Origin of the sequence: Sediminibacillus sp. JSM 1682029 (assembly GCF_041366435.1) — a bacterium.
GTDB lineage: Bacteria > Bacillota > Bacilli > Bacillales > Amphibacillaceae > Sediminibacillus > Sediminibacillus terrae.
Genome location: NZ_JBEWYY010000001.1, coordinates 510,226 through 535,424, shown reverse-complemented (window position 1 = coordinate 535,424; position 25,199 = coordinate 510,226). Strand labels below are relative to the sequence as shown.

25 protein-coding genes and 1 riboswitch are annotated in these 25,199 nt (G+C 46.3%); of the genes, 19 read left to right on the top strand and 6 right to left on the bottom strand.

Annotated features, from left to right (window positions below):
* Positions 1-9 precede the first annotated feature (9 nt).
* Positions 10-1,140, bottom strand: coding sequence for a 5-methyltetrahydropteroyltriglutamate--homocysteine S-methyltransferase (locus ABVF09_RS02650; RefSeq protein ID WP_371068562.1), 1,131 nt, complete (start codon positions 1,138-1,140; stop codon positions 10-12).
* A gap of 288 nt (positions 1,141-1,428) precedes the next feature.
* Positions 1,429-1,532: riboswitch (SAM riboswitch) on the bottom strand.
* A gap of 154 nt (positions 1,533-1,686) precedes the next feature.
* Here ABVF09_RS02650 and ABVF09_RS02645 point away from each other — a divergent pair.
* The 9 genes from ABVF09_RS02645 (at position 1,687) to ABVF09_RS02605 (ending at position 10,922) form a co-directional block, all read left to right on the top strand.
* Positions 1,687-2,637, top strand: coding sequence for an alpha/beta hydrolase (locus tag ABVF09_RS02645; RefSeq protein ID WP_026571963.1), 951 nt, complete (start codon positions 1,687-1,689; stop codon positions 2,635-2,637).
* A 162-nt stretch (positions 2,638-2,799) separates the two neighbouring features.
* Positions 2,800-3,336: a TetR/AcrR family transcriptional regulator gene (locus ABVF09_RS02640; RefSeq protein ID WP_026571962.1), complete on the top strand. Its 537-nt coding sequence runs from the start codon at positions 2,800-2,802 to the stop codon at positions 3,334-3,336.
* Positions 3,337-3,780: 444 nt separating this feature from the next.
* Entirely contained in the window at positions 3,781-4,668 is an 888-nt protein-coding gene (locus ABVF09_RS02635; RefSeq protein ID WP_371068561.1) for a beta-keto acid cleavage family enzyme, read from the top strand.
* A 3-nt stretch (positions 4,669-4,671) separates the two neighbouring features.
* Positions 4,672-5,646: an L-carnitine dehydrogenase gene (locus ABVF09_RS02630; RefSeq protein WP_026571960.1), complete on the top strand. Its 975-nt coding sequence runs from the start codon at positions 4,672-4,674 to the stop codon at positions 5,644-5,646.
* Between the two features lies 1 nt (position 5,647).
* A complete protein-coding gene (locus ABVF09_RS02625; protein WP_371068560.1) occupies positions 5,648-6,118 on the top strand; it encodes a thioesterase family protein in 471 nt (156 codons plus the stop codon).
* 38 nt (positions 6,119-6,156) lie between these two features.
* Positions 6,157-7,356: a quaternary amine ABC transporter ATP-binding protein gene (locus ABVF09_RS02620; RefSeq protein WP_371068559.1), complete on the top strand. Its 1,200-nt coding sequence runs from the start codon at positions 6,157-6,159 to the stop codon at positions 7,354-7,356.
* Positions 7,353-8,183, top strand: coding sequence for an ABC transporter permease (locus tag ABVF09_RS02615; RefSeq protein WP_026571957.1), 831 nt, complete (start codon positions 7,353-7,355; stop codon positions 8,181-8,183). The genes ABVF09_RS02620 and ABVF09_RS02615 overlap by 4 nt, the downstream gene beginning before the upstream one ends.
* A gap of 67 nt (positions 8,184-8,250) precedes the next feature.
* Complete coding sequence (locus tag ABVF09_RS02610) at positions 8,251-9,132, top strand: glycine betaine ABC transporter substrate-binding protein (protein ID WP_026571956.1); 882 nt, start codon at positions 8,251-8,253, stop codon at positions 9,130-9,132.
* Positions 9,133-9,209: 77 nt separating this feature from the next.
* Complete coding sequence (locus ABVF09_RS02605; protein WP_026771558.1) at positions 9,210-10,922, top strand: CocE/NonD family hydrolase; 1,713 nt, start codon at positions 9,210-9,212, stop codon at positions 10,920-10,922.
* 45 nt (positions 10,923-10,967) lie between these two features.
* Here the strand turns inward: ABVF09_RS02605 and ABVF09_RS02600 are convergent, their stop codons facing one another.
* Positions 10,968-12,500: a glycine betaine uptake BCCT transporter gene (locus ABVF09_RS02600; RefSeq protein WP_371068558.1), complete on the bottom strand. Its 1,533-nt coding sequence runs from the start codon at positions 12,498-12,500 to the stop codon at positions 10,968-10,970.
* 309 nt (positions 12,501-12,809) lie between these two features.
* On the opposite strand from ABVF09_RS02600, the gene ABVF09_RS02595 reads away from it, so the two are divergent.
* Positions 12,810-14,069: an MBL fold metallo-hydrolase gene (locus tag ABVF09_RS02595; RefSeq protein ID WP_371068557.1), complete on the top strand. Its 1,260-nt coding sequence runs from the start codon at positions 12,810-12,812 to the stop codon at positions 14,067-14,069.
* 6 nt (positions 14,070-14,075) lie between these two features.
* Positions 14,076-14,342, top strand: a complete 267-nt coding sequence (locus ABVF09_RS02590; protein WP_026571952.1) for a DUF3006 domain-containing protein — start codon at positions 14,076-14,078, stop codon at positions 14,340-14,342.
* A 298-nt stretch (positions 14,343-14,640) separates the two neighbouring features.
* Here ABVF09_RS02590 and ABVF09_RS02585 read toward each other — a convergent pair whose 3' ends face one another.
* Positions 14,641-15,657 carry an LLM class flavin-dependent oxidoreductase gene (locus ABVF09_RS02585; protein ID WP_026571951.1) on the bottom strand — a complete coding sequence of 339 codons (1,017 nt, stop codon included), beginning with the start codon at positions 15,655-15,657 and terminating at the stop codon, positions 14,641-14,643.
* Positions 15,658-16,043: 386 nt separating this feature from the next.
* Positions 16,044-17,021 (bottom strand): NAD(P)H-quinone oxidoreductase, encoded by a 978-nt coding sequence (locus tag ABVF09_RS02580; protein ID WP_026571949.1) that lies wholly within the window; start codon positions 17,019-17,021, stop codon positions 16,044-16,046.
* Positions 17,022-17,195: 174 nt separating this feature from the next.
* On the opposite strand from ABVF09_RS02580, the gene ABVF09_RS02575 reads away from it, so the two are divergent.
* The 4 genes from ABVF09_RS02575 to ABVF09_RS02560 all read left to right on the top strand — a co-directional run bounded on the left by ABVF09_RS02575 (position 17,196) and on the right by ABVF09_RS02560 (position 22,232).
* Positions 17,196-18,176: a pyridoxal-phosphate dependent enzyme gene (locus tag ABVF09_RS02575; protein WP_026571948.1), complete on the top strand. Its 981-nt coding sequence runs from the start codon at positions 17,196-17,198 to the stop codon at positions 18,174-18,176.
* A complete protein-coding gene (locus ABVF09_RS02570; protein WP_153462029.1) occupies positions 18,173-19,150 on the top strand; it encodes a cyclodeaminase in 978 nt (325 codons plus the stop codon). The genes ABVF09_RS02575 and ABVF09_RS02570 overlap by 4 nt, the downstream gene beginning before the upstream one ends.
* 18 nt (positions 19,151-19,168) lie before the next feature.
* Complete coding sequence (locus ABVF09_RS02565) at positions 19,169-20,338, top strand: M24 family metallopeptidase (RefSeq protein ID WP_153462027.1); 1,170 nt, start codon at positions 19,169-19,171, stop codon at positions 20,336-20,338.
* Between the two features lie 319 nt (positions 20,339-20,657).
* Complete coding sequence (locus ABVF09_RS02560; RefSeq protein ID WP_037329068.1) at positions 20,658-22,232, top strand: FAD-dependent oxidoreductase; 1,575 nt, start codon at positions 20,658-20,660, stop codon at positions 22,230-22,232.
* Positions 22,233-22,575: 343 nt separating this feature from the next.
* On the opposite strand, the gene ABVF09_RS02555 is transcribed toward ABVF09_RS02560, so the two are convergent.
* Both ABVF09_RS02555 and ABVF09_RS02550 read right to left on the bottom strand, forming a co-directional pair.
* Positions 22,576-22,872: a spore coat protein gene (locus ABVF09_RS02555; protein WP_026571944.1), complete on the bottom strand. Its 297-nt coding sequence runs from the start codon at positions 22,870-22,872 to the stop codon at positions 22,576-22,578.
* The gene (locus tag ABVF09_RS02550) at positions 22,869-23,075 is read right to left on the bottom strand and encodes a hypothetical protein (RefSeq protein WP_026571943.1); all 207 of its coding nucleotides are present in this window, start codon (positions 23,073-23,075) and stop codon (positions 22,869-22,871) included. Before ABVF09_RS02550 ends, ABVF09_RS02555 begins: the two co-directional genes overlap by 4 nt.
* A 126-nt stretch (positions 23,076-23,201) precedes the next feature.
* Between ABVF09_RS02550 and ABVF09_RS02545 the strand changes: the two genes are divergently transcribed.
* From ABVF09_RS02545 to ABVF09_RS02530, 4 genes are read left to right on the top strand one after another with little or no spacing between them, the layout of a single operon-like run.
* Positions 23,202-23,408 (top strand): hypothetical protein, encoded by a 207-nt coding sequence (locus ABVF09_RS02545; RefSeq protein ID WP_026571942.1) that lies wholly within the window; start codon positions 23,202-23,204, stop codon positions 23,406-23,408.
* Between the two features lie 15 nt (positions 23,409-23,423).
* Positions 23,424-23,783 carry a spore coat protein gene (locus ABVF09_RS02540; protein WP_026571941.1) on the top strand — a complete coding sequence of 120 codons (360 nt, stop codon included), beginning with the start codon at positions 23,424-23,426 and terminating at the stop codon, positions 23,781-23,783.
* A 25-nt stretch (positions 23,784-23,808) separates the two neighbouring features.
* Positions 23,809-24,945: a zinc-dependent alcohol dehydrogenase gene (locus ABVF09_RS02535; protein WP_026571940.1), complete on the top strand. Its 1,137-nt coding sequence runs from the start codon at positions 23,809-23,811 to the stop codon at positions 24,943-24,945.
* Positions 24,946-24,993: 48 nt separating this feature from the next.
* A complete protein-coding gene (locus ABVF09_RS02530) occupies positions 24,994-25,173 on the top strand; it encodes an H-type small acid-soluble spore protein (RefSeq protein ID WP_026771549.1) in 180 nt (59 codons plus the stop codon).
* Positions 25,174-25,199: the final 26 nt, after the last annotated feature.

The window sequence follows — 25,199 nt, the reverse complement described above, 5'->3', positions numbered from 1 at the left end:
TCTCTGTTGTCAGCTATTCCATACTTCATCGGCAATGTTTACGACGTGTCGCAATTTCGCCCATTGTTCTTCTTCCGTCAGCAGGTTTCCTTCTTCTGTGGAAGCAAACCCACATTGCGGACTCAAGCATAACTGATTTTTGTCTACATGCTCTGCTGCTTGTCGAATCCGTTTTTTGATGAACGTTTTGTCTTCCAAGTTACCGTGTTTGGATGTGACCAGTCCCAAGACAATTTGCAAATCTGAACGATTGACAAAACGAAGCGGCTCGAATCCTCCGGAACGGTCGTCATCGTATTCAAGAAACAGACCGTCTACATCCAGACCGCCGAAAATGATTTCCGACACAGCGTCATAACCACCGGAGGCGGCCCAGGTGGACTGATAGTTTCCACGACAAATGTGCATGGTGATTGTCAGATCATCTGGTTTGTCGGCAATCGATTCGTTGATACATCGGGCACAAAAGCGGCTGAGTTCGTCTGGATTCTGGCCGTTTTCCCGTATACGCGCGCGTCCGTCTTCCGAGAAAAACAACGACCAGGAAGTATCATCGAGTTGTAAATAACGGCAGCCGGCATCATAAAAAGTTTTGATCGCTTTTTTGTAAGCATGGGTTAAGTCAGTGAAAAACACTTCCTGGTCTTCATAAGGGGGGTACTCCAGTTTTCCGCGGAAATACAGCATATTCGGACTTGGTATCGTCATCTTGGCGGTATGATCCCCGGCGATGCTATGTAAAAATTTATAATCTTGGACCATAGGGTGCCCGCTGAAACCGACTTTTCCTGTGATTTTAATTCCGCGTGCTTTTGTTTTTGTGCCATGGAATTGAATCCCGCTTTCCGGCACGTAACCTTCCACCCCATCGAGTTGTTCCAGAAAGTCGAAGTGCCACCAGGAACGGCGGAATTCTCCGTCTGTCACAGCTTGAAGGCCTGCTTCCTTTTGTTTTTCCACTACCCGGATAATCTCTTCGTCTTCCACGTATCGAAGTTCTTCTGTCGTAATTTCTCCATTTTGATGTTGCAAACGTGCCTGTTTAAGCCTTTCCGGACGCAGCAGACTGCCGACATGATCTCCTTTAAAAGGCGGGTTCTGAAGCACGTTTACAGCTTGATCAAATTGCTTTTTTTCCATAAAAATCTTCCTTTCAAATAGTGATTGAAAATAATTTTCTCAGCATTGTTGCTTTTTCGTAAAGAGGGATTTGCTCGATCTCTTTCTTTGAACAATCGCCAGCCTGCCGCTCCTGCACCATAATTATGAGCCTGAGGACGATTTCGGTTCGATGATATTCCTTGAAACACTAAGCCCCCCATTCGTAAAACAGAACGAAAGAAAAGGGGAAATCTTCTTTATCTGTTTAGAAGCGATCTCAAAACAAAAAAGAGCCTTCTAAGAAGAAGGCTCTTTTCATTCACATTCTCCTTATCTGCTAGACACGGATGTCTACTGGATTTAGCACCATGCCGTTCAGGCTGGTTGCTGAGGCGTCTTCGGGCCAGTCCCTTAACCTCTCTTGATAAGCAATGATTAAATTTTGAGATTGATTGTCATTAACCATACACCAAATCGTTCTGGAAAACAATAGTTTTTCCATTTTTCTTGGAAAGAAGAAAATGACTGCGCTTCCAAATTATTTTCGCTATAATGATAGAAGAAACAGACAAAAGAGGGGATGGAATGAAAAAGAAGATAGCTTGGATTGCTGGCAGTGTAGTTTTTTTACTCGCTGTGCTGCTCATTGGAGCCAGTAATTACTTTTATAACCAAGGCATAAAGCGTGGGGAACAAGTAGAACTTTATAGTGAAGAACCTGTGGAGCTGCCAAACAGCGAAACGGATCAGGAATTACTTGCCGAAGCACAGGACTGGTTTTCCGTCCAGAGCCTGGCAGAAATCGAAATGACATCCCATGATGGATTGAAACTGCGCGCTTATTATTTGCAACATCCTCAAGCTTCGGGTAAAGCGGTTATCCTCGCACATGGCTACCGGGGTTATGGTCAGCAAATGGGTGATCTGGCCAAATTTTATTATGATCATGGATTTTCGCTTCTTATGCCGGATGCCCGGGGACATGGGGAAAGTCAAGGAGATTATATCGGTTATGGCTGGCACGATCGCCTGGACATTAAGGGGTGGATTCAACGACTGATCGATGACTATAAAATGAAAAGCATTTTTTTACATGGAAATTCGATGGGAGCGGCATCAGTTTTGATGACCAGTGGAGAAGATTTGCCTTCTCAAGTGAAGGGGATCATCGCGGATAGTGGATACACGGATGCAAGCGAAGAATTATCCCATCAACTTCGGCACCTGTACCATCTTCCTGCTTTTCCCTTGATATCTCTCACCAGCGGGATGACTAAACTTCGGGCTGGTTACTGGTTCGGGGAGGCCTCGGCGATCGAGCAGGTCAAAGACAATACCCGGCCGTTATTTATTATACATGGAGACCAAGATGAACTCGTGCCAACCGAAATGGCGCATCGCCTGTACGAAGCGGCCGATAGTGAAAAACAGTTATGGATTGTACCGGGGGCGGGGCATACGGATGCTTACGCGGCTGCCACCGCTGAATTTCAAAAACGATTGGAAGCATTTATCGAATCGGCTCTTGGCATTTGAAAATGAAAGAATTTTCCTCTTTAGCGAAAGGCATCGTAGATAGGGGTGTTAGCGTTTTTGGCAAGGAGGAAATTTGAGTTGCTTCATAAAATTTATTTGAAACCGAACCGTCCAGGTAGTATAGTAAATGGCATAAAATCTGATAAGCAAGAGGAGAGTTTCATGGGCAGACATTCTAGAAAAGTAGAAATACTTACTGCTGCATCCAAAATCGTCAGCGAGCGAGGGATATTTAACCTGACTCTGGAAGCTGTAGCGGAGGAAGCAGGTATCAGTAAGGGAGGATTATTGTACCATTTTCCTTCCAAGGAAGCCCTGGTAGAAGGGATGGTTGAACATTTGACCAATAACTATCGGGAGAAAATAGCTAACAATGCAGAAATGGACCCGGAAGAAAAAGGGCAGTGGGTGCGTGCCTATGTAAACGTCACGTTTAATCAAGTATATCAAAATAAAGATATGAACGCCGGATTGCTGGCAGCAAAAGCAGTCAATGAAAAACTGCTTGATCCCATCCGGGAGCTGTATGCTGAATGGCAGCAAGAGATAGAAGAGGATGGACTTGATCCTGTAAAGGCAACCATCATCCGTCTTGCTTCAGATGGTATTTGGCTGGCGGAGTTGTTTGATATTTATCATATCGAGCCGGAGAAAAAAGCAGAGGTTTACAAGACACTATTGGAGTGGGCGAACGAATGAGGTCGCCCGCTTTTTTTATTCTTTTGTTGATTTGTGTTTCCTTCCGCTCCAGATATCCGCGAATTTTTATAGTCGCGCTTTTCATAAGAGAAGCCCCCATTAAAAGTTCCTTTCCTAACACGGCCTATCCTGTATTTATTCGTTCTTGGATTAAGTTTTTCATCGTCCGCCAGGTTCTTTACATCTAACGCTTCCTGAAGTCTTTCTCTCCTTCTGCGTATTTCGACCAATCAAAACAAATTTCAAAAATTTCTTCCCTCTCCTTCATCCCAATCCTGACAAGGGATTGAGCAGAAATTTTTCTATGAAAAAATTATATGAAACCCCTTACGTATGGATGATCGGTTTGAAAGATAACCGTCTGGATGGTATAGTTTAAATCGTGTTTTAAACCGTCCGGACAGTATAGTAAAAATCGAAAACTACGTTTGGGAGGAATCCTTCATGAATAAAGTTCTATTGACTGCAGCCGTTACCGGCGCAGGTGATACGACGAAAAAAAGCAAGCATGTACCTGTTACACCGAAAGAAATTGCAGAAGCAGCCATTGCTTCCGCGAAAGCCGGAGCCACAGTGGCGCATGTCCATGCTCGTGATCCGGAAAACGGAGGAATCAGTCATGATGTCGAGCATTATCGAGAAATTGTAGATCGTATCCGCGAGTCGGAAACAGATGTGATCATCAACATTACTTCGGGTGGGGGCGGAGACTTCATCCCTAGCCTTGACACACCGGCAGCCGGAGGGAACGGAACCGATATGCAAACCCCGGCAGAGAGACACGAACCCGTAGGAGAACTGCTCCCGGAAATGTGCACGTTGGACTGCGGCAGTACAAATTTTGGCAACATGGTTTACCTTAGTCCGACAGACTGGCTCCGCCAACAGGCAAAACTGGTTCAGGACAGTGGAGTGAAGCCGGAACTGGAATGCTTTGACACCGGTCACCTTCGTTTTGCTAAACAGCTGATAAGTGAAGGGCTGATTGACGGTGATCCAATGTTTCAATTTTGCCTGGGTATTCCTTGGGGAGCAGAAGCCGATATCGAAACCATGGCGTACATGAAAAATCGATTGCCGGAAAATGCTCATTGGTCCGCATTTGGCATTGGCAGAATGCAACTTCCGATCGCTGCTCAAGCAGCGATGCTAGGCGGCAATATCCGCGTAGGATTGGAAGACAATCTGTATTTAAGCAAAGGAGTTTTTGCCCGTAACGACCAGCTTGTCGAAAAGGCAATCACTATGCTGCATGGGAACGGAATGGAAGTAATGACACCACAAGAAGCCCGTGAGCAGTACGGATTGAGAAACCCGAACGGAGGGAGATAAATCATGAATAAGACAACAATAGCACCTAAAAAGTTCGCAGTCATTGGTACCGGAGTGATCGGTAACGGTTGGGTTGCCCGCTTCTTGGCTAACGGTCACGAGGTTGTAGCGTTTGATCCAGCCGAAGGCGCGGAAGAGAAAACACGCCGCGCAGTGGAATTGGCATGGCCGTCACTGGAGGAAATCGGTTTGGCTGAAGGGGCAACCATTGACCGCTTGCGCTTTGTGCCTACCATCGAAGAAGCAGTTGCAGAAGCAGACTTGATTCAAGAAAACGTTCCTGAACGGGAAGAACTGAAAAAAAGTGTTTTGGCAAGCATTGATCGGCATGCCAAAACAGATGCGATTATCGGTTCGAGTACTTCCGGCATTATGCCATCGACCTTGCAGGAAGGTTTGCAGCATCCTGAACGCCTCGTTGTCGCTCATCCATTCAACCCGGTATATATTTTACCGTTAGTGGAATTGGTCGGCGGAAAAGCCACCAGTCAGGCAACAATCGATGCAGCGAAAGAAGTTTATGCTGCTATCCAAATGAAGCCATTGGTCATACGGAAAGAAATCGAGGGTCATTTAGCCGACCGCTTGATGGAAGCATTGTGGCGCGAAGCACTTCACATGGTGAATGACGGAGTGGCCACAACGGAGGAAGTGGATGCCGCCATCATATATGGAGCAGGTCTGCGCTGGGCACAAATGGGGCCGTTTATGACGTTCCATCTGGCCGGTGGAGAACAAGGAATGCGCCATATGCTTGAGCAATTCGGACCGGCATTGAAGCAGCCGTGGACAAAACTGATTGCACCAGAACTGACCGATGCGTTGAAAGAAAGGGTTATCGAAGGCTGTGAATCACATGCCGGTGATGTTTCTATTGCTGAATTGGAAAGCAGGCGGAACGAATTCCTCGTAAAAGTACTGGATTTAGTAGAGGATTACTGGCCGGAAACAAAAAGTATTGCTAAAAGAGGTGAGTAAAGTGGGAGACAAGCCGTTTCATTATCAAAACCGTGTGCATGATGAGTGGGTGGATTATAACGGCCATATGAACGATGCAGCTTACGCGAAAGCATTCAGTCAGGCCGTCGATGCATTTATCGTTGATATCGGGCTGGATGAGGAAACACGTTCCAGTTGGGGATATACCATTTTCACCTTAGAAACACATATTTGCTACTTGAAGGAAGCACATCGCGGTCAGGAACTGACACTTGACGTTCAGTTGCTGGATGATGATGCAAAGCGCCTGCATGTATTTTTCACCATGAAAAATGCTGAAGGTGATTTGCTTGCAACGAGCGAACAAATGCTGATGGGAATCAATAGTGAACAGGGGAGGGCTGCTCCGTTCCCGGACCCAGTCGCTGCTGCCATCGATCGTCTGCGCGAGGCTAAGCAACAATTATCAATACCGAAACAAGCGGGCAGGCGCATTGGCATAAAACGCTGATCTGCCCCGCCCGGTGGTTTCAGGAGAGGAGAATGCTTGTGAATAAGATTGAAGTAAATAATCTGACCAAGATTTTTGGCTCCCATCCCCAACAGGGACTGAAACGTTTGAAAGATGGAGAGCAAAAAAATGAAATATTAGAAAAGACGGGTATGACTGTCGGTGTGAATCAAGCGACTTTCGCTGTAAAACCAGGTGAATTTTTCGTGATTATGGGGTTATCCGGAAGCGGGAAATCGACGCTGATCCGCTTGATCAATCGTTTGATTGAACCGACAGACGGAGAAGTTCTGATAGACGGGGAAGATATCACGAAAATGGATACCACGAGCTTAATCGAAACCCGTCGTAAAAAACTCGGTATGGTCTTCCAGAAATTTGGCTTGCTGCCACATCGGACAGTCTTAAATAACGTGGCTTATGGGCTGGAAATTCAAGGAGTCGATAAGCAGGAACGATACGAGAAAGCCGAGAAAGCGATCGGAGATGTAGGATTGAAAGGTTATGAATCAAGTTATCCAGATCAGTTGAGCGGCGGAATGCAGCAGCGCGTGGGACTTGCCAGAGCGTTGGCCAACGACACGGATATTCTTTTAATGGATGAGGCATTCAGTGCGCTCGATCCGATTATCCGAAAAGAAATGCAGGATGAGATTCTCCATCTGCAAAACAAGCTCGGAAAAACGGTCTTGTTTATTACGCATGATTTGGATGAAGCGTTAAAACTTGGAGACAGGATTGCCATCATGAAAGACGGCCGGATCGTTCAAGTCGGAACCTCTGAAGAAATTCTTGAAAACCCCGCGAATGAATATGTCTCCAACTTTGTGAAGGATGTAGACCGGTCCAAGGTCCTGGAAGCGTCCCATGTCATGAAAAAGCCGGAAGTGCTGATGACTTATAAAGACGGTCCCCGTGTTGCCGTCCATAAAATGGAAGAAGCCGGAGCGTCGAGTATTTTTGTCGTAGACAAAGAGAAGAATTTCAAAGGGCTGCTGACCATCGATGACGCCATCCGAGCTTATAAAGAAAAAATCGATTTGGAAGAGGTATTGATTACGGAAATAGCTTCAGCTGCTCCGCACACACCGCTCCATGACTTGATCGGAATTGCCGTCGAGGCCAAATATCCGATCACGGTGATGGAAGACGGAAGGCTGTTGGGGATCATTTCCCGAGTATCGATTCTGTCGGGTCTGGTGCTCGGAAAAGAGAAAGATGAGGTGACTTCATCATGAACTACTTCCATTTCCCGTTAGAAGACTGGACGAATTCATTTGTGAATAATTGGCTGTTGCCGGTCATGGGTGGATTTTTCAATGCTATAAGCGATGTGCTGGGAGCTTTTATCGAAGCGGTCACCAACCTTTTGATTGCCATTCCACCTGAGGTGATCGTCCTCATTCTGATCGTGCTGTCCTGGCGGATTGCCGGCAAAGGATTGGCTCTTTTCACCTTGATCGGATGCATTTATCTAGGATCAGTGGAATTGTGGCCAGCGGCAATGCAAACGGTGGCGATCGTGCTCGTTTCGACTTTATTATCGGTAATCATCGGTGTTCCTGTCGGAATATTGACGGCTACCAGTTCCATCATGGACAAGATTGTCCGTCCCATATTGGATTTTATGCAGACATTGCCAAGTTTCGTCTATTTAATCCCGGCAATTCTTCTATTCGGCCTTGGTGGCGTTCCCGCAGTTATTTCCACCTTTATTTTTGCTACGCCGCCGGCTGTCCGCATGACGAGTCTGGGAATCAAACAAGTTCCGGAAGATGTGGTGGAAGCATCAAGAGCTTTTGGCACAACCAAATGGCAGCTTCTGTTTAAAGTTCAACTCCCGCTGGCATTGTCGACGATCATGGCCGGAGTCAATCAAACGATCATGCTTGCGCTGTCGATGGCTGTCATTGCTTCGATGATTGGAGCTCCAGGCTTAGGATCGACTGTCCTTTCCGGTATTTCCACGGTAAACGTCGGACTCGGCTTGACCGGCGGACTTGGAATTGTGGTCCTTGCCATCATCTTGGACCGCATTACGCAAGGATTAGGAAAAAGGTTTTAATGAATCTTAAGCCAGCTTTTATATACTGGCAGGATTCTAAAAATATAAAACAGGGGAGAGAATTAGCATGAAAAAACTTTTATTAGGTCTTATGGCTGCACTATTTGTAGCAGTGATTGCCGGATGTTCTTCTGACGATAAATCAGAGGGGAGCGGTGAGAAAGCAAGTGAGAGTAAAGATCAAACCATCACATTCGGGGTGACGCCTTGGACAAGCACAGTACCTCCGACCGAAATCGCAAGCTTGATTTTGGAGGATATGGGCTATACGGTAGAACAAACAGATGCCGATGTGGGCAGTGTTTTCATGGGACTTTCCCGCGGCGACATTGACGTATTCATGGATTCCTGGTTCCCGATGCATAAAGTTCATCTGGACAAATTTTCCGATTCTGTCGAAGATACAGCAGTAAGCTATCCAGAAGCTGAAACTGGTTGGGTCGTTCCGGAATACATGGAAGATATCAATAGCATGGAAGATTTAAAAGGAAAAGAAGATTTATTCGACAATAAGATGTACGGCATCGAAGAAGGTGCCAGTGCAACGAAAGAATCAAAAGAAATGATCGAAGAGTACGGTCTTGATATCGAGCACGTCGCTTCCTCAGAAGGCGGTATGCTGGCTCAGGCTCAACGTTTGATGAGTCAGGAGGAACCGGTCATTTTCTTTGGCTGGCGCCCGCACACCATGTTCAATAAATTTGATATTAAAGTATTGAAGAATGACAAAGGCTTTTTCGAAACGTCTTCTGTCCATGTTGTAACCAATAAGGATTTAAAAGAAAATGCACCAGAAGCATATGAGTTCTTGAGCAACTGGAACATATCGATTGACGATGTGGAAGAAATGATCGTGAAAATCGAAGAAGAAGACCAGGATCCTAAAGAAGTGGCACGTGAGTGGATTGAAAACAACCAAGACAAGGTAAATGAAATGACTGGTGAATAAGCGAAAAAGAGGTCTGTCCCGGCAGTTGCCGTAGCAGGCCTTTTTTCTGTGTGGAATTTAGGATAGAGGTGATAGCTTTGCCAAAAACAGTGCAAGTCTTATTTGAAAAAGATATACCCTGTCGGTTACGGGATGGTGTTACTTTATATGGAAATGTATATCGACCAGACGAGGAAGGCAATTATCCAGTTTTGCTGACAAGGCATCCATATAATAAGAATCTCGCCGATTTTTCTCACCGTTATGTGGATCCTTTCCGCTTGGCAGCGGAAGGTTTCGTAGTAATCATCCAGGATGTGCGCGGGCGTTTCTCTTCCGAAGGGGAATTCATTCCATTCATACATGAAGCGGAAGATGGGTATGATGCGGTGGAATGGGCTGCAAACCTACCATATAGTAATGGCAATGTAGGTATGTTCGGTTTATCCTATTATGGCTTTACCCAGCTGTTTGCCGCTGCGGAATCACCGCCGTCTTTAAAAGCGATTTTTCCAGCTCAGACCGGAAGCAGCTTGAAAGAAGATATGCTGTTCCGGCAAGGTGCGTTGGAATATGGTTTATTTGCAACGTGGATGCTTGATTCGGTTGCCCCGGATTTAATCCGCAGGCACAGGCCGGAAGAGTACTCCCGTGCCAGAAAAGAAATAGAGTCATCACTGCACCATATCAATGATTCTTTCCATCATGTCCCGCTATCCGAGTGGCCGCCTTTGATGAATCACGTTCCGGCACAAATCTTGTATCAGCAATTTATTACCCAGGAAATATCAGATGGAGCTAATGGCAAAGCCAATGTAAAACATCGATTATCTTCTCTTAAATTGCCCGCATATCATTTAGCCGGCTGGTATGACTGCTTTCTCGGGTCTACCTTGGAAAATTACCAGGAAATGTGCAAAGCCGGGGAAGAACAACGTTTGATCATCGGCCCTTGGGGACACGGCGATTTTTCTGCTGTTCAAGGGGAGCGGTTCTTTGGAGGGCATGCAGCGGGAGACTGGATGGATCAGGAAAGAGATATTACTTCCTTGCACTTGAACTGGTTTGAAAAATGGTTAAAGAAAACCGATTCTGTACTTGTCGAGGATGGCGCACCTGTACAATTATTTGTAATGGGTATCAATGAATGGCGGGAAGAATGGGAATGGCCGCTTGCACGGACAGACTTTATCCCTTATTATCTCCACAGCGATGGCAAGGCGGGATCGGAATCTGGTACTCTCTCGACCGTCAAACCACTTATAGAGCCCTCAGATCATTTCTTCTATGATCCGTCTCACCCTGTCCCGACTGTGGGAGGGAACGGCTTGTTTTATAATGGGGAGAATGCAGGTCCATGTGACCAGAATGTAGTAGAGGAGAGAGAAGATGTCCTGGTATATACATCTGAAGCAATGAAAGAGGCGATGGAAGTGACGGGGCCTATAGAGGTAGTGCTATGGGCATCGACCGATGCAATTTCAACTGATTTCACCGCAAAACTTGTCGATGTTTGTCCGGACGGAAAGGCTTACAACCTAACAGAGGGCATCATTCGAGGAGAACCCTTTTATGAACGGGAGACGGAGGGCACGTGTTATCAACTGGACCTGTGGGCCACCAGCAATGTTTTTCTTCCTGGTCACTCCATTCGCTTAGAAATATCCTCAAGCAGCTTTCCGCGGTATGACGTCAATCCGAATACGGGAAAAACTACAATTGATTCAAAAGAAATGTTTCCTGCCAATCAGGTTATCTACCATGACCGATATCGTCCATCGCACATTTTACTTCCGGTGGTTCCAACATAAATATAACCGGCAGCTGATCACGTTCAGCTGCCGGTTATATTGATTTTATTGTTTTTTATTTTTCTTTCCCTTTCCCTGATTAATGCGACCGATACCAAGCTCGCGTGACTCCCGGTATAGCGATTTGACAAAGCTTGCCGTCATGAGCAGCATGATAATCGAGAATGGCAAGGCTGCTATTATCATTGTATTTTGCAGAGCCTGCAAGCCGCCAGTGTATAAAAGGGCAAGTGCGGTGGCTGAAAGCAAAACACCCCAGGTAAGCTTGATGAAGTGTCCAGGATTCTGTGAACCGCCTGTTGTCATCATACCCAGTACAAATGTACCGGAGTCGGCAGATGTAATAAAGAACGTGCCAATCAGGATCATGGCCACGACCGACGCTATCATACCGAATGGATAGTTGGCAAAAACTCCGAACAAGGATTCTTCTGTAGCCAGCTCGGAAATCTTGGCGATTCCTTCGTGTTCAAGTGAGATGGCAGTACCTCCAAAAGTAGCGAACCAAAGAAAACCGATCACGGATGGGACAAGCAGTACAGTGAACACGAACTCCCGTATGCTTCGGCCGCGGGAAACACGGGCAATAAAAATTCCGACAAACGGAGACCAGGCGATCCACCATGCCCAGTAAAAGATAGTCCAATCATTGATCCATTCGCGGATATCCGGATCAAGTGGTGCGATCCGGAAGCTCATCTCCGGCAGATGTTGCACGTATGAGCCGAGTGTATTGGTGAATATGTTCAAGAGGAACAAAGTCGGTCCCATAATAAAAATCATTCCGAACAAGATGGCTGCGAGTACCATGTTGGCATTACTCAGGTAACGAATCCCTTTACTAATTCCTGTCCAGGCGGAAATCATGAACAACACGGTGACAATCGCAACAATGATAAACTGGATGACGATGTTTACCGGTATATTATATAAGTAAGACAACCCGCCGTTTATTTGAACTGCCCCGAATCCAAGAGTGGTAGCAACCCCCATGACAGTCGCGATGACAGCAAGAATGTCGATGACCCTCCCGGTGTTTCCTTCTGCAGTTTTTCCGATTAACGGCTGTAATGTCGAACTGACCAATCCTGAGCGGTCATGCCGAAAATTAAAGTAGGCAAGTACAAGGGCCACAATTCCATAAATAGCCCAGGCATGGATTCCCCAATGAAAAAATGTAAAACGCAACGCATCTTTTATCCCTTGTTCCGTTCCTATTTCTCCTGTAGGTGAACTGGTGGCGTAGTGACTAATTGGCTCTGCCGTTCCCCAGAAAACCAGCCCGATCCCCATCCCGGCACTGAACAGCATGGCAATCCAAGTCGGTCGGGAAAATTCCGGTTTGCTATCCGGTTTCCCCAGCTTGATCCTGCCGACCGGGCTGAACAACAGAAATAAACAAACAATGACAAATATAGTTACCACGATTAAGTAATACCAGCCGAATTTGTTTGCAATAAAAGCTTGAATATTGGTGGTAGCCGTTTCCAGTCCATCTGGCCAAGCTACTCCTAAAATAACTAATACTAACATAATGCCAGCGGATATTTTAAATACTGGCGTAATCCTTTTCCACATTTTACTCCATGGCTCCTTTCCTTACACTGGTTTCAACACGAATTTGTAATAAGTACGATGGCACTCTAATAGACTTTACCCTTGTGACGAGAGAAAAAACGGAAAATGTTTGGCGGAAACATATAAAAAGCGGACATGTTTCCAAAATCAAGGCGGGGAAGCGGAAAGCGAAGGCTATGATATCCTTAAGTAGAAGGCGTTCGGCGTTAGAACTTCAAAAGCAGAGCTGAAGGATAAGGATTTTTCCACGATACTTAATAGAGAAAAGACAAAAAGAGTGGTAAAATGCTGGTTTAAGGGGGAATAGGATTGAAAAAGCAATTCTTGTACATAATTTTTCTGCTGTTTTTGCTGGTTGCCGGGGGGTGCGGTACGGGGGCACAGAATTCTGCTTTAACGGACCAAGACAAACAGGATAACCAGCAAACAGAAGAAAAGACATCACATGATACAGAGGCAGGACAAAACACTACACTGAAGGAAGCAGACGCTGAAGATGATGTGCATGAAGAAAACAAAGAGTCCGGCTCACTTCAAGAAATGCAGGTCCATTATATCGATGTCGGGCAGGCGGATGCGACGCTGCTTACATTCGATTCTTATACGATTCTACTGGATGCAGGAGACTGGGATAGTCAGGACGTAATTGATTATTTACATTCTCAAAGCATTTCTCACATCGATATTGCGATTGGAACGCATCCCGATGCCGACCATATCGGACAGCTAGATAAAGTGATCGACCAATTTGAAGTAGGGGAAGTGTGGATGTCTGGCAATACGAGCTCATCTGATACGTATCAACGGGTCATGAAAGCAATCGATGCCAATCAAACAGGTTATGAAGAACCACGTATGGGAGATATGTTTGATATTGGTGATTTACAGGTGGAAGTGCTTTATCCAGCGTCGATATCCGGAGAAACGAATCAGGAATCGCTCGCTTTTAAAATGTCTTATGGGGACATTGACTTTCTTTTCACCGGTGATGCGGAAAGTGAACAAGAACAAGATATGATCGGAAGCGGCGTGGACTTGGATGCGGAAATTCTTCAACTGGGCCATCATGGATCCAATACTTCAACCAGCAAAGCTTTTTTGGAAGCAGTCTCTCCAGAAACAGCTATTTATAGTGCTGGAGCTGATAACCAATACGGTCATCCACATCAAGAAGTGCTGGAACGAATTAGGAGTTTTGACGCGGATCTTTACGGGACCGATGCGCATGGGACGATCATGGTGACGACGGATGGAATGTCATATCAGGTGACCACCCATAAAAATGGAGCGATAAAAGCAGGTCAGTCCGACCAGCAGGAGCAGTCAGAACGGGAAAAAGAATCAGAGCCGGCTGAAGCGGGTCACAACGGAGCTGGACAATGCATTGATATTAATAGTGCCGATTCAGAACAAGTGCAGGAAATTATTCATATCGGTCCGGAGCGGGCACAGGATGTAATCGATTTGCGGCCGTTTCGATCGATCGACGAGTTGACCAAAATCAACGGGATTGGGCCTGCCAGGCTTCAAGACATTAAAGACCAAGCAATGGCTTGTATAGGAGGTTGAGAATGCATGAAAGGAATGTTGGACCGAATCGAAGAAGGAAAGTATGCTGTCATTCTTGCCGAAGAAGCGGGGAAAGAATTTGTAATAAATAAGGGGCGGCTGCCTGACGGAGTACAAGTAAACGATTGGCTGGAATTTAATGTCCACGGTGAAGATATTTTCAACATTCAAATCGACAAGCAAAAGTCGTCAAACCGCCAAGAGAAGTCGGAAATGTTAAGGAATCGGGTGCGTTCCCGGTCAAAAGGAAGTAAATTTAAACGGCAACAATAAGTAGCGTAATACGGAACAGGGCTGTGCCAAAAATATAGTGGCCAAATTAACCGAGCGTATTCGATTAGCAATTTGGAATTTGGTTCGAAATTAGTTTTGGGCTATATTTTTATCCTGGTCCCTTTTTAATAGAAGCCATGCAGGAAGGCGTGCTGTAAACAAGCTCGACATGAACAGCCGCATATACCAAGAAGAAAACACATGTCCTTCGGTGGCCAGGCATGAAAAAACATCAGTGTATGATAAGAACACTGATGTTTTTCGGGAAATAACCCGTCCGGCTATTTATTAGTATTGCCTACTTCATTAATTCGCTGACAATTTCGTAAGAACGCAGCCGGTCTTCGTGATGGAAAATTTGAGAATTGATGATCAGTTCGTCAGCATCGGTCTCTTTGATGAATGCTTCCAGCTTTTGTTTGACTGTTTCCGGACCACCTATAATAGAAGCCGGTGATTCGAGCGTTTTTGCGACTGCTGCCTTTTCATGTGGAGCCCATAAGTCGTCGATGTTTTCCACTGGGGGCTGCAGTCTGGACGGTTGGCCGCGTGTAATGCTCAGGAATTGCTGTTGCTGCGAAGTGGCTAAGTACTGCGCCCGTTCGTCCGTATCGGCTGCCACGATGTTGACCCCAAGCATGGCATATGGTTTTTCCATGGATGCCGTAGGTTGGAAGTTGTCCCGATATATTTTTAAAGCTGGCAAAGTGTAATCAGGTGAAAAATGGCTGGCAAAAGAAAACGGCAATCCTTTCACGGCAGATAACCTGGCGCTGAATCCGCTGGAACCAAGCAGCCAAATCGGGATATTCAAACCGGTCCCTGGATAGGCACGCACTCTGGCTGAAGAATTTTCGTCAAAGTAACTCTCCAACTCTTCCACCTGTTGCGGAAAATCCTCTGGTGTCGTGTTCAAGGTACGACGCAAAGCATATGCAGTTGCCTGGTCACTACCCGGGGCACGACCCAGACCCAGGTCTATCCGTCCCGGATAAAGAGATTCAAGGGTTCCGAATTGTTCGGCTATTACCAAGCTCGCATGGTTTGGAAGCATGACGCCTCCTGAGCCAACCCGTATACGGTCGGTGGCACCTGCCACATGGCCGATTACGACAGAAGTGGCTGAGCTGGCAATCCCCGGCATGTTGTGATGTTCAGCGAGCCAGTAGCGGTTGTATCCCCACTTTTCGACGTGCTGTGCCAGATTGACTGTATTTTTATAGGATTGTCCGGCATCGCTTCCCTCATTGATAGGGGCAAGGTCAAGGACAGACAACGGTATATTGTTAAAAAGCTTTGCCTGATCGGTAGTCATATATAGTTACACTCCTTTTGTAAATCACTGCCATTAAATGATACGGCTAATCGATTAAACCGTCCAATAATCTGTTTGATTAGAAGAGGCACAAGCTTCTATACTTCAAGTCTACGGATCCAAAAGATCAAGAAGTTCACTTGACCAAGTGGATATCGGCTCGCGCTGTTCCCGCAGGCACGACCGATTCTAATCCCGGAATCAACAGTGGCCAATCTGAAAATTTCACAAGTTTATTTTCCAGTGTCCCTTTATGAAAAAGTATGCTGCAAATGCTTTTTTGTAAATAATACCTATTCCAAGTGTTGAAGAGCATCAATCCATGCGAAATAATCTTAGGAAAAAAGCGAACCCCTGGGGATTCGCTTCGAAGCAAAACTTATGGACTAATCCATTTTCAAAATAATCTTACCGATGTTTTGGTTGCTCTCCATGCGACGGTGTGCTTCTTGGACTTCTTCCATCGGAAACACTTTATCGATGACCGGTTTTAATCTGCCTTGTTTAAACAAGGGAAGAGCTCTTCCTGCGAAGTCCGCTGTGAGTTTTTCCTTATATTGATCAGACCTCGGAGTGAGCAAGGTACCTTTCCATTGGATGCGTTTGCTCATCATTTCCATTAAGTTCACATTTTCCAGCTGAGCGCCACCTAGCAAGCCGATTAAGATCCACCTGCCATCCATCTGGATACTGTTCAAGTTCTTTCGATAATAAGAGGCACCGATGAAATCGAGGATGACCGCTGCACCTTGCCCGTCGGTAACAGCCAGTACCTCTTTGTCAAACTCCTGCAGTTTATAATTGATGGTGTGGTCAGCGCCTAAGGACTTACAAAAATCCAGTTTTTCACTTGAACCTGCAGTCGTGATGATATGCGCATCTGCCAGCTGTCTGGCCAATTGAATGGCGGCGGTTCCGACACCGCTTCCGCCTGCGTGGATCAGAACGGTTTCTTTCTCTTGCAGTTCCCCAAGCCAGAATAACGTTTGATAAGCGGTTAAATATACTTCCGGAATAGCTGCCGCTTCTTCGAAAGAGAGGTTGTCCGGGATGATCATTGCACGATCGGCAGGCATCACGGCATATTCAGCATACCCTCCGCCATTTACCAACCCCATTACTTTTGTGCCAGGCTCGATTGCTGTATCGCTGCCGCTTTCCTCCACGATGCCTGCTACTTCAATTCCCAATACATCCAGGTTTAAATAGCCCGAAGAAGATTGACGATTGATAATATCCGTCCTATTGATGGCTGCAGCTTCCACTTTGATCAATAGCTCACCGGAATTCAATTTTGGTTTTTCGCGTTCACTCAGCTGTAGTTGCTCTGCGCCGCCCGGCTTTTTGACTGTAATCACTCGCATCATGAAAGACTCCTTTATCACCAGGTATTTTTAATGATTCCCTAACGTTTTCATCCTATCACAGCTCTATCGTCTACGAGAAAAATTTGAACCGGCGTAAAATCGATTCACAAGCATAGACGGGATGAACGCGATATATAAATGTAGAAATGACCATTTGCAGGGAGGTCCTGTATGAATAGCAATCATGAAGTGGCATTGAGCGATATACGTCTTGCCCAAGAACGGATTTCGAAGCTTGTCGCAAAAACTCCGCTGCTTAAAGCACCTGTACTCTCGGAGCATGCTGGGATGGACGCATATTTAAAGTTAGAAACAATCAATGAGGTTGGCTCTTTCAAAATAAGGGGAGCGGCAAATAAAATGCTGCAGCTTACAGAAGCACAACGCAGGCAGGGGGTCACGACCTACTCGACTGGCAACCATGGCATGGCTGTTTCATTTATCGCCCGGAAGCTGTCCATCCCGGCTGTGATTTGTATTTCCAATCGAGTCCCGCAAGCGAAAATAGCAGCCCTTCAAAGGCTGGGGGCGAGAATCGAGATTGTCGGCGATGGTCAGGACGATGCGGCCCGACGTTGCCAGCAATTGCAGGAACAGGATGGCCTGACGATCATACCGCCCTTCGACGATCGGGACATTATCGCCGGCCAGGGAACAATCGCTCTTGAACTGTTAGACGACCTGCCGGAACTGGAAGAGGTGATTATTCCAGTATCAGGGGGAGGACTGATAGCCGGAATCGGATTTACATTAAAACAACTAAAGCCAGACGTACTGGTAACAGGAGTATCGATCGAAGGGGCATCCGCCATGTATGAGAGTCTTAAAGAGGGACAGCCAATCGACTTGCCAGAGAAAAAAACGGTAGCGGACAGTCTGCTGGGAGGAATCAATCTGGATAATCTTTATACATTTACGATGGTACAGCAATATATGGATCGGTTAATCCTTCTTTCGGAACGGAACATCGTCAGGGCGATGACCTTTTTGCTTGAACAGGAGCGGATTGTGGCGGAGGGGGCGGGAGCGGCAGGTGTTGCCGCTGTGTTGAAGGAACGATCGGCCAGGAAAAAGTCCACTGCCATCATGGTTACCGGCAATAATCTGGATTGGCAACAATTTAGGAAGGCAAGGGAGGGAGAACAGGAATGATTGTTTGTACGGAAGCCCAAATTCGTGCTCATGTCCAGCAAAACCTGCAAATAATGAAAGCTGTCGAGACAGGATTCTCCCGCTTATTTGCAGGGGAGGTGTCCATGCCGCCCATCATGCGTATCGATTTTCCGGAACAGCATGGAGAAATCGATATTAAATCTGCCTACATACACGGTGTGGAGCAGTTTGCGGTGAAAATGTCGACAGGCTTCTTTAAAAATAGTCAATTAGGACTTCCGAGCGGAAACGGGATGATGCTTCTATTCAGTGCGGAAACAGGCATGCCGTTGGCGGTACTGCTGGACAATGGTTATCTGACACATTTACGTACTGCAGCGGCCGGAGCTGTTGCAGCTGATTTATTGGCCAATGAGGCAGTGGAGGCAGTAGGAATGATCGGAACAGGTGCCCAGTCGCGCTATCAGCTGGAAGCATTGCAGTTAGTCCGACGGTTTTCCAAGTTGTTCGTCCACGGCCGGAATGCTGCTAATGTTTGTAGATTTGCTGAAGATGTAAGAGGTTTTTACGAGGGGGAAGTGATTGTCTGCGGCACGGCAGAAGAGGTAGTCCAAAAGAGCAGTCTGGTGATCACCACGACATCCGCAGAGTCTCCTTTGGTTCAGGCAGAATGGCTCCATCCCGGACTGCATATTACAGCAGTAGGAGCAGATGCCCCGCACAAGAATGAGTTGGATCCTGCTATTTTTAAAAAAGCGGATAGAATTGTCTGTGACAGCGAATCGCAGTGCCGCAGCCTCGGCGAGCTCCATCATGCCGATAAAGCCAATGCCTTGGACAGACGAACACCTATCGAGGAATTAGGGGCGATAATTTCGGGAGTGAGCCCGGCAAGAAAGGAGTTAGACACCATCACTGTTTGTGATTTAACTGGAACAGGTGTGCAGGATACAATGATTGCTGCTTATGCCTATCAATTGCTTGTTGAAAATGGCGCAGGGACGACTTATTGAAAATCGAAGGCAAGGGGGCTGGCTGTGTTCACGAAGGAAGAATATAAAGAACGTCTAAAACGGACAAAGGAACAAATGGCGATTGACGGTATCGAAGTGCTGCTGGTCACTAATCCATCCAATATGAATTACCTGACCGGCTATAATGCATGGTCGTTTTACGTTCACCAAATGGTGGTCGTCCTGCCTGAAGAAGAAGAACCACGCTGGATTGGCCGGAAGCAGGATGCAAATGCAGCGAAGGAAACCACCTGGCTTCAGCACCGGCATATTTTATTTTATAACGAGGATTATATCCAATCCGCGATATTGCACCCGATGGATGCGATTGCCAGGGTCCTGGATAAAATGGGAAAAGGAAACTGCCGTATCGGTGTGGAATTGGAGAACTATTACTTCACCGCCAAAGCGCTGATCCAACTGGAAATAGGGCTGCCAAACGCGGTATTTCACGATGCTACACTTTTGGTCAATTATTTACGGATGGTAAAATCGGACAAAGAAATTCACCTCATGCAAAAAGCGGCAATGATTGCCGGGCAGACAATGGAGAAGGCGGTGGAAGCAATCGAGCCCGGACGCAGGGAAAATGATGCGGTGGCCGACATTTATCATGCCCAAATCAGCGGTACTTCCAGCTTCGGCGGCGATTATCCCGCAATCGTTCCGCTTCTTCCGGCAGGGAAAAGGACCTCTTCTCCGCACATTACTTGGTCAGATCAGCCTTACAAGATAAGAGATACGGTAATCGTCGAACTAGCAGGTTGTTATCAACGGTACCACGCTCCGTTAGCCCGGACTGTGAGTCTTGGAAAGCCGACGGAAAAAGTGAAGGACTTGGCAGAAGTAGTGGTGGAGGGGTTGAATGACGCCCTGAACGCTGTAAAGCCAGGATTCACCTGTGAGGAAATAGAGGAAGTTTGGAGGAGATCCATCGCAAAACACGGATTCATCAAAGATTCGCGGATCGGTTACTCTGTTGGTCTCAGCTATCCTCCTGACTGGGGCGAGCATACTGCCAGTCTCCGTGCAGGCGACAAAACGATACTCCGGCCGAACATGACCTTTCATTTGATTCCCGGCATTTGGTTCGACAACTACGGGATGGAAATCAGTGAGACGTTCCAGGTCACCGAAACAGGAAGCGCCACGTTGACCGATTTTCCGCGAAAACTATTTGTCAAGTAACTGCTTCTTAGGCTAAGGGGACAGAAATCGACGTAGTGACAAATGTAAGTGCAAGCAATCCGAATAAAACAGAAGCGGACCTTTGTCCAGCCCGCTTCTGTTTTCACATGTTCATTTCCGTTTTTTTCACTAGCGGTTTGATATATTTTTAACTGGAAAACATGCTCGAGCGGTTGGCGGTTGTCCAGGAGGACCATCAACATTTTAATCGAATGAAGCCACTTTGGTATGGGTGAATCATGTTTAACGTAAAAAATGGTATAATCTCCCTTCCCAAGTGAACAATACAGGTGAATAGTTTTTACTTGGAGGGATACCCATGGTGAAGAAAGGCGAAAAGGTATTGCCGAAATTTCCGGACTCTTATTGGCTGGAGAGCTCGGAAATCCCACAATACTCTCCTTTACAAGAAGATATACAGGTCGATGTCGTCATCGTTGGCGGAGGAATTACTGGAATAACAGCCGCGTATTTGCTCGTCAAGGAAGGAGTGAAGGTCGCTTTGCTGGAAGGCGATCGGTTGTTGAATGGAACGACTGGCCATACCACTGCCAAAATAACGGCCCAGCATAATTTGATTTACGATGAATTGATCAGTCATTTCGGAGAAGAGGCAGCCGGGCATTATTACCAAGCAAACACAGATGCTCTTGAATTTATCGCTGAAACGGTAAAAGAACATGATATCCAATGCGGATTTATCCGGCAGGAAGCTTATCTGTATGCGACCAGCGCAGACTATGCCAAAAAGCTGGAAAAAGAATACGATGCCTATCAAAAACTCGGAATCAGTGGCGAGCTGCAAAGTGAAATTCCGTTTGATCAAAAGGTGGAGAATGTCCTTTCCATGAAAAATCAGGCGCAATATCATCCGTTGCATTACCTGGTAAAACTCTTGGAAACAACTGAAAAATCAGGTGGTCAAATCTATGAAAGGACAACCGCTGTAAATGTAGAACGTACAGACAAAGGCACCGCTGTTTTAACAAGAGACGGTTTTCGTGTGACAGGTGATCATGTTTTGGCCTGCACGCATTTCCCTTTTTATGAGGGCACAGGCCTATACTCGACAAGAATGTATGCGGATCGCTCTTATCTGATGGCTGTTAAGACGGAACAAGACTATCCTGGCGGTATGTATCTGAGCGTCGATCAGCCGAGCCGTTCTCTTCGCGCCGCAACTGCGGGCAAAGAAAACATCGTGCTGGTAGGAGGCGAAAGTCATAAAACCGGACAGGGAAAAGACACGCTGGAATATTATAAAGCGCTGGTTTCCTTCAGTGAGAAAGTTTTGCACTCGAAGCAAATCCTCTATCGCTGGTCGGCACAGGATTTGACAACGCTCGATAAAATTCCTTATATCGGGGAGGTGACCGCCGGGCAGCCGAACGTACTAATCGCCACTGGATACCGGAAGTGGGGGATGACTAGCGGCACTTTAGCAGCGAGGCTGCTGAGGGACATCGTGATGGATAAAAAATCACCATACCGTTCCTTGTTTGCTCCGTCACGTTTCCAAGCCGATCCGAGTGCGCGAAAATTCATCAAAGAGAATGTAGACGTGGCCAAGCACTTAATCAAGGGGAAGCTTGAATTGCCGGTGAAAAAAGTCCATGACTTGTCGAGGGACCAGGGAGCGGCTGTCACCATCCATGGCAAGCGCAAAGGTGCCTATCGGGATGACCGAGGAGAAGTGCATGTCGTGGATACGACCTGTACTCATATGGGGTGTGAAGTGAATTGGAACCATGGTGACCGCACGTGGGATTGTCCATGTCATGGGTCCAGATTTTCTTATACGGGAGAAGTGGTGGAAGGACCAGCTGAAAAGCCGCTGCAAAAAGATGAACATACTTTCTTCGATAATATTTTTTCAGAGGATTCCGGTTACTGAAGGGACAACGTGTTTAAAGAAAAGAAACTGGGACAAATGCATCGTTACCAACATAAAAACCGAACGAATCGTTCGGTTTTTGTTTTGGTGGCCAAGCTTTTGTCCCAGCCACTTTTTAAAAGATAAGAATAAAATTCAGAGATATCCAGCCTCAGCACTGATTCCTTTGAGTTCTTCAGCTAAGTCTCTGTGTGGCAAAAGACCGACACGTCGGGTCGAGACTCGTCATAAGTTTGTCGGAAAAGGTTGCCATAAGGTCTGGCGGAATTAGCCAGCGCACCTTAAACAGGCGCACTCGAATTCTATATAGAAGAGACTAGGTCCTTTTTTGTAGTCCTTTCGTTCAATCCGCCAATTTTAATGCCGCTTTGGAGGTCTTCAAGTCCACCTCGAGCTGCTCTTCCAAATCGCTTGGATGATAGTAGCCTTTATCCATCATATAGTGGCTGATTTTTTCATGGGCTTCAATGGCGTAATTCAATTGGGTCCGCAAAACATCTCTTACTTCCGGAGTTGCGGCCTCGGTCAACGCGAACGTCATATTCCGTACAGCGGATTTAGTGGTAATCAAAAAATCGGTTGCGATTACCTGATCCGTCATCCCGCTCAATCCGGCCACTTTCTGCAGCATGTTTGTCATGACCCTTCCCCCTCTTGTTCTAACAACTGATTCAATTGTTCTATATGCACCTTTCCTTCACTGACATCTGTTTCCAAGATCGATTTCAACTGCTTACATCCTACCAATCCATGCATGGTGGCAGACTTTGTCAGACACAAATTTTTGAACGTAAGTATTTCATGCAGTTCTAACCGTTCATGGAGTGCCAATTGATTCGTCATTTGTTCACTTCCCATCTTTTTTGTTTTTTTTTTAGACTGCATCACTTTACCGCAATTATTCAGCGTATAAACTTAGCGGATCGAGAGAAACTATCACTTAGTTTATTACATTCTAGGAGGATTCCGATGGGACAGGAAGACTTAGCTTTTCATGAAACCATGGATTTGCATGAATTGTTGAATTTAAAGACTGTTGCCTTGTTAAAAGCCAAAATGATGCAGGGAATTGTATTCGACCAGGATCTTCGCGCACTGCTGGAAAAAAACGTCGAAATGTCGGTTATGGACATTAAACAGATTCAGCGTCTTTATCCATACGCAAAGACACAGTGAATGGAGGTGTAATAAATGAATGATTACTTAGATCCAATCAATTCGGTCGGCATGCCGGAGAAAATCGATTCAGCGATAGCGCTCGACTTGCTTATCACCATCAAGGAAGCCATTCGCAACCATGCAGTAGCTTTGACGGAGGCTGCCAGTCCGGAGGTACGCACGACCATTCGGAACCAAATGGAAGCTGCCCTCGATTTTCAAACGGAAGTCACTGATTTGATGGTAAGGAAAAAATGGTTCCATCCATATGACGTTGCCGAACAGCAAATGCTTGATTTGAAATCCGCTCAGACCGCGGTCGATATTGCCGGCCTCGACCTGTTTCCTGAAAATAATAACCGGAAAGGTCTGTTCCCGACACCACCGCAATAAGAGGAAAACGGAGGAGATAGAGACCATGAAAGCAGTAACGTATCAGGGAGTGAAAAATGTTGTCGTCAAAGACGTCGAGGCTCCCAAAATAGAGAAACCCGATGACGTCATAGTGAAACTGACCAATACCGCCATCTGTGGATCCGATTTACATTTGATACATGGCATGATTCCCAACACCCAAGAAAATTACATCATAGGACATGAACCGATGGGGATCGTGGAAGAAGCAGGGCCAGAGGTCACCAAGGTGAAAAAAGGCGACCGTGTCGTGGTACCGTTCAACGTCAGCTGCGGAAAGTGCTGGTTTTGTGAAAACCAGTTGGAAAGCCAATGCGACAACGCCAATGATAATGGCGAGATGGGTGCCTATTTCGGGTACTCAGGCACTACTGGAGGCTACCCTGGTGGACAAGCAGAATACATGCGGGTACCCTATGGTAACTTCACTCCGTTTAAAATCCCCGAAGATAGTGAAGTGGACGACGATAACCTGGTATTGCTATCGGATGCGGGATCTACGGCGTACTGGAGTGTCGATAACTCCGGCATGAAGGAAGGAGATACAGTCATCATTTTAGGCTGTGGTCCGGTCGGACTTTTAGCTCAGAAATTCGCCTGGCTGAAAGGGGCAAAACGAGTGATTGCCGTTGACTACGTCGGTTATCGACTGGAACATGCGAAACGGACGAACCGGGTGGAAATCGTCAATTTTGAAGACCATCAAAATGCCGGTGCTTATCTTCATGAAATGACCAAAGGCGGGGCGGATGTCGTCATAGATTGTGTGGGTATGGATGGAAAAATGACTGATCTGGAATTTCTCGCTTCCGGATTGAAACTGCAAGGTGGCTCGATGGGGGCATTGGTAATGGCCAGTCAGGCTGTACGAAAAGGTGGTAATATTCAAGTCACAGGTGTCTATTCTGCCAGATATAATGCATTTCCTTTCGGAGATATATTTGAGAGAAATGTAAACATCCGAACTGGACAAGCGCCTGTCATCCACTATATGCCATACCTTCACGAGCTTATTTCCCGACGAAAAGTTGATTTAAGCGACATTATAACGCACACGCTGCCATTGCATGAAGCAAAACACGGGTATGAAATATTTGATACGAAGACGGAAGACTGTATTAAAGTCGTTTTGAAGCCTTAACACAAAATCCTCTTCTATCAAAAAACGTAAAGGAAAGGAGGTCCATTTATGGATGTACAGCGTGCCCAAGAAATCACTTCCTCCGAGATGATGGTGGATGTCACCTACAAGGGAGGAAAAGTGTATATTGAACACGTCGATCAAGGAGCGGGAATGGCAACCATCCATCCGCTCGAGGAGCCGGAATCAAAACAAAGTGTTCGTCTCGAAGACTTATTAGAACAATAAATGAAAACGAATAGAGTCCGGAACAA

What these genes read in the sequence shown, in the direction of transcription:
- ABVF09_RS02650 (WP_371068562.1), bottom strand. Translation starts at nt 1,140, where the DNA reads ATGGAAAAAAAGCAATTTGATCAAGCTGTAAACGTGCTTCAGAACCCG.
- ABVF09_RS02645 (WP_026571963.1), top strand. Translation starts at nt 1,687, where the DNA reads ATGAAAAAGAAGATAGCTTGGATTGCTGGCAGTGTAGTTTTTTTACTC.
- ABVF09_RS02640 (WP_026571962.1), top strand. Translation starts at nt 2,800, where the DNA reads ATGGGCAGACATTCTAGAAAAGTAGAAATACTTACTGCTGCATCCAAA.
- ABVF09_RS02635 (WP_371068561.1), top strand. Translation starts at nt 3,781, where the DNA reads ATGAATAAAGTTCTATTGACTGCAGCCGTTACCGGCGCAGGTGATACG.
- ABVF09_RS02630 (WP_026571960.1), top strand. Translation starts at nt 4,672, where the DNA reads ATGAATAAGACAACAATAGCACCTAAAAAGTTCGCAGTCATTGGTACC.
- ABVF09_RS02615 (WP_026571957.1), top strand. Translation starts at nt 7,353, where the DNA reads ATGAACTACTTCCATTTCCCGTTAGAAGACTGGACGAATTCATTTGTG.
- ABVF09_RS02610 (WP_026571956.1), top strand. Translation starts at nt 8,251, where the DNA reads ATGAAAAAACTTTTATTAGGTCTTATGGCTGCACTATTTGTAGCAGTG.
- ABVF09_RS02600 (WP_371068558.1), bottom strand. Translation starts at nt 12,500, where the DNA reads ATGTGGAAAAGGATTACGCCAGTATTTAAAATATCCGCTGGCATTATG.
- ABVF09_RS02590 (WP_026571952.1), top strand. Translation starts at nt 14,076, where the DNA reads ATGAAAGGAATGTTGGACCGAATCGAAGAAGGAAAGTATGCTGTCATT.
- ABVF09_RS02585 (WP_026571951.1), bottom strand. Translation starts at nt 15,657, where the DNA reads ATGACTACCGATCAGGCAAAGCTTTTTAACAATATACCGTTGTCTGTC.
- ABVF09_RS02580 (WP_026571949.1), bottom strand. Translation starts at nt 17,021, where the DNA reads ATGCGAGTGATTACAGTCAAAAAGCCGGGCGGCGCAGAGCAACTACAG.
- ABVF09_RS02575 (WP_026571948.1), top strand. Translation starts at nt 17,196, where the DNA reads ATGAATAGCAATCATGAAGTGGCATTGAGCGATATACGTCTTGCCCAA.
- ABVF09_RS02570 (WP_153462029.1), top strand. Translation starts at nt 18,173, where the DNA reads ATGATTGTTTGTACGGAAGCCCAAATTCGTGCTCATGTCCAGCAAAAC.
- ABVF09_RS02560 (WP_037329068.1), top strand. Translation starts at nt 20,658, where the DNA reads ATGGTGAAGAAAGGCGAAAAGGTATTGCCGAAATTTCCGGACTCTTAT.
- ABVF09_RS02555 (WP_026571944.1), bottom strand. Translation starts at nt 22,872, where the DNA reads ATGACAAACATGCTGCAGAAAGTGGCCGGATTGAGCGGGATGACGGAT.
- ABVF09_RS02550 (WP_026571943.1), bottom strand. Translation starts at nt 23,075, where the DNA reads ATGACGAATCAATTGGCACTCCATGAACGGTTAGAACTGCATGAAATA.
- ABVF09_RS02545 (WP_026571942.1), top strand. Translation starts at nt 23,202, where the DNA reads ATGGGACAGGAAGACTTAGCTTTTCATGAAACCATGGATTTGCATGAA.
- ABVF09_RS02540 (WP_026571941.1), top strand. Translation starts at nt 23,424, where the DNA reads ATGAATGATTACTTAGATCCAATCAATTCGGTCGGCATGCCGGAGAAA.
- ABVF09_RS02535 (WP_026571940.1), top strand. Translation starts at nt 23,809, where the DNA reads ATGAAAGCAGTAACGTATCAGGGAGTGAAAAATGTTGTCGTCAAAGAC.
- ABVF09_RS02530 (WP_026771549.1), top strand. Translation starts at nt 24,994, where the DNA reads ATGGATGTACAGCGTGCCCAAGAAATCACTTCCTCCGAGATGATGGTG.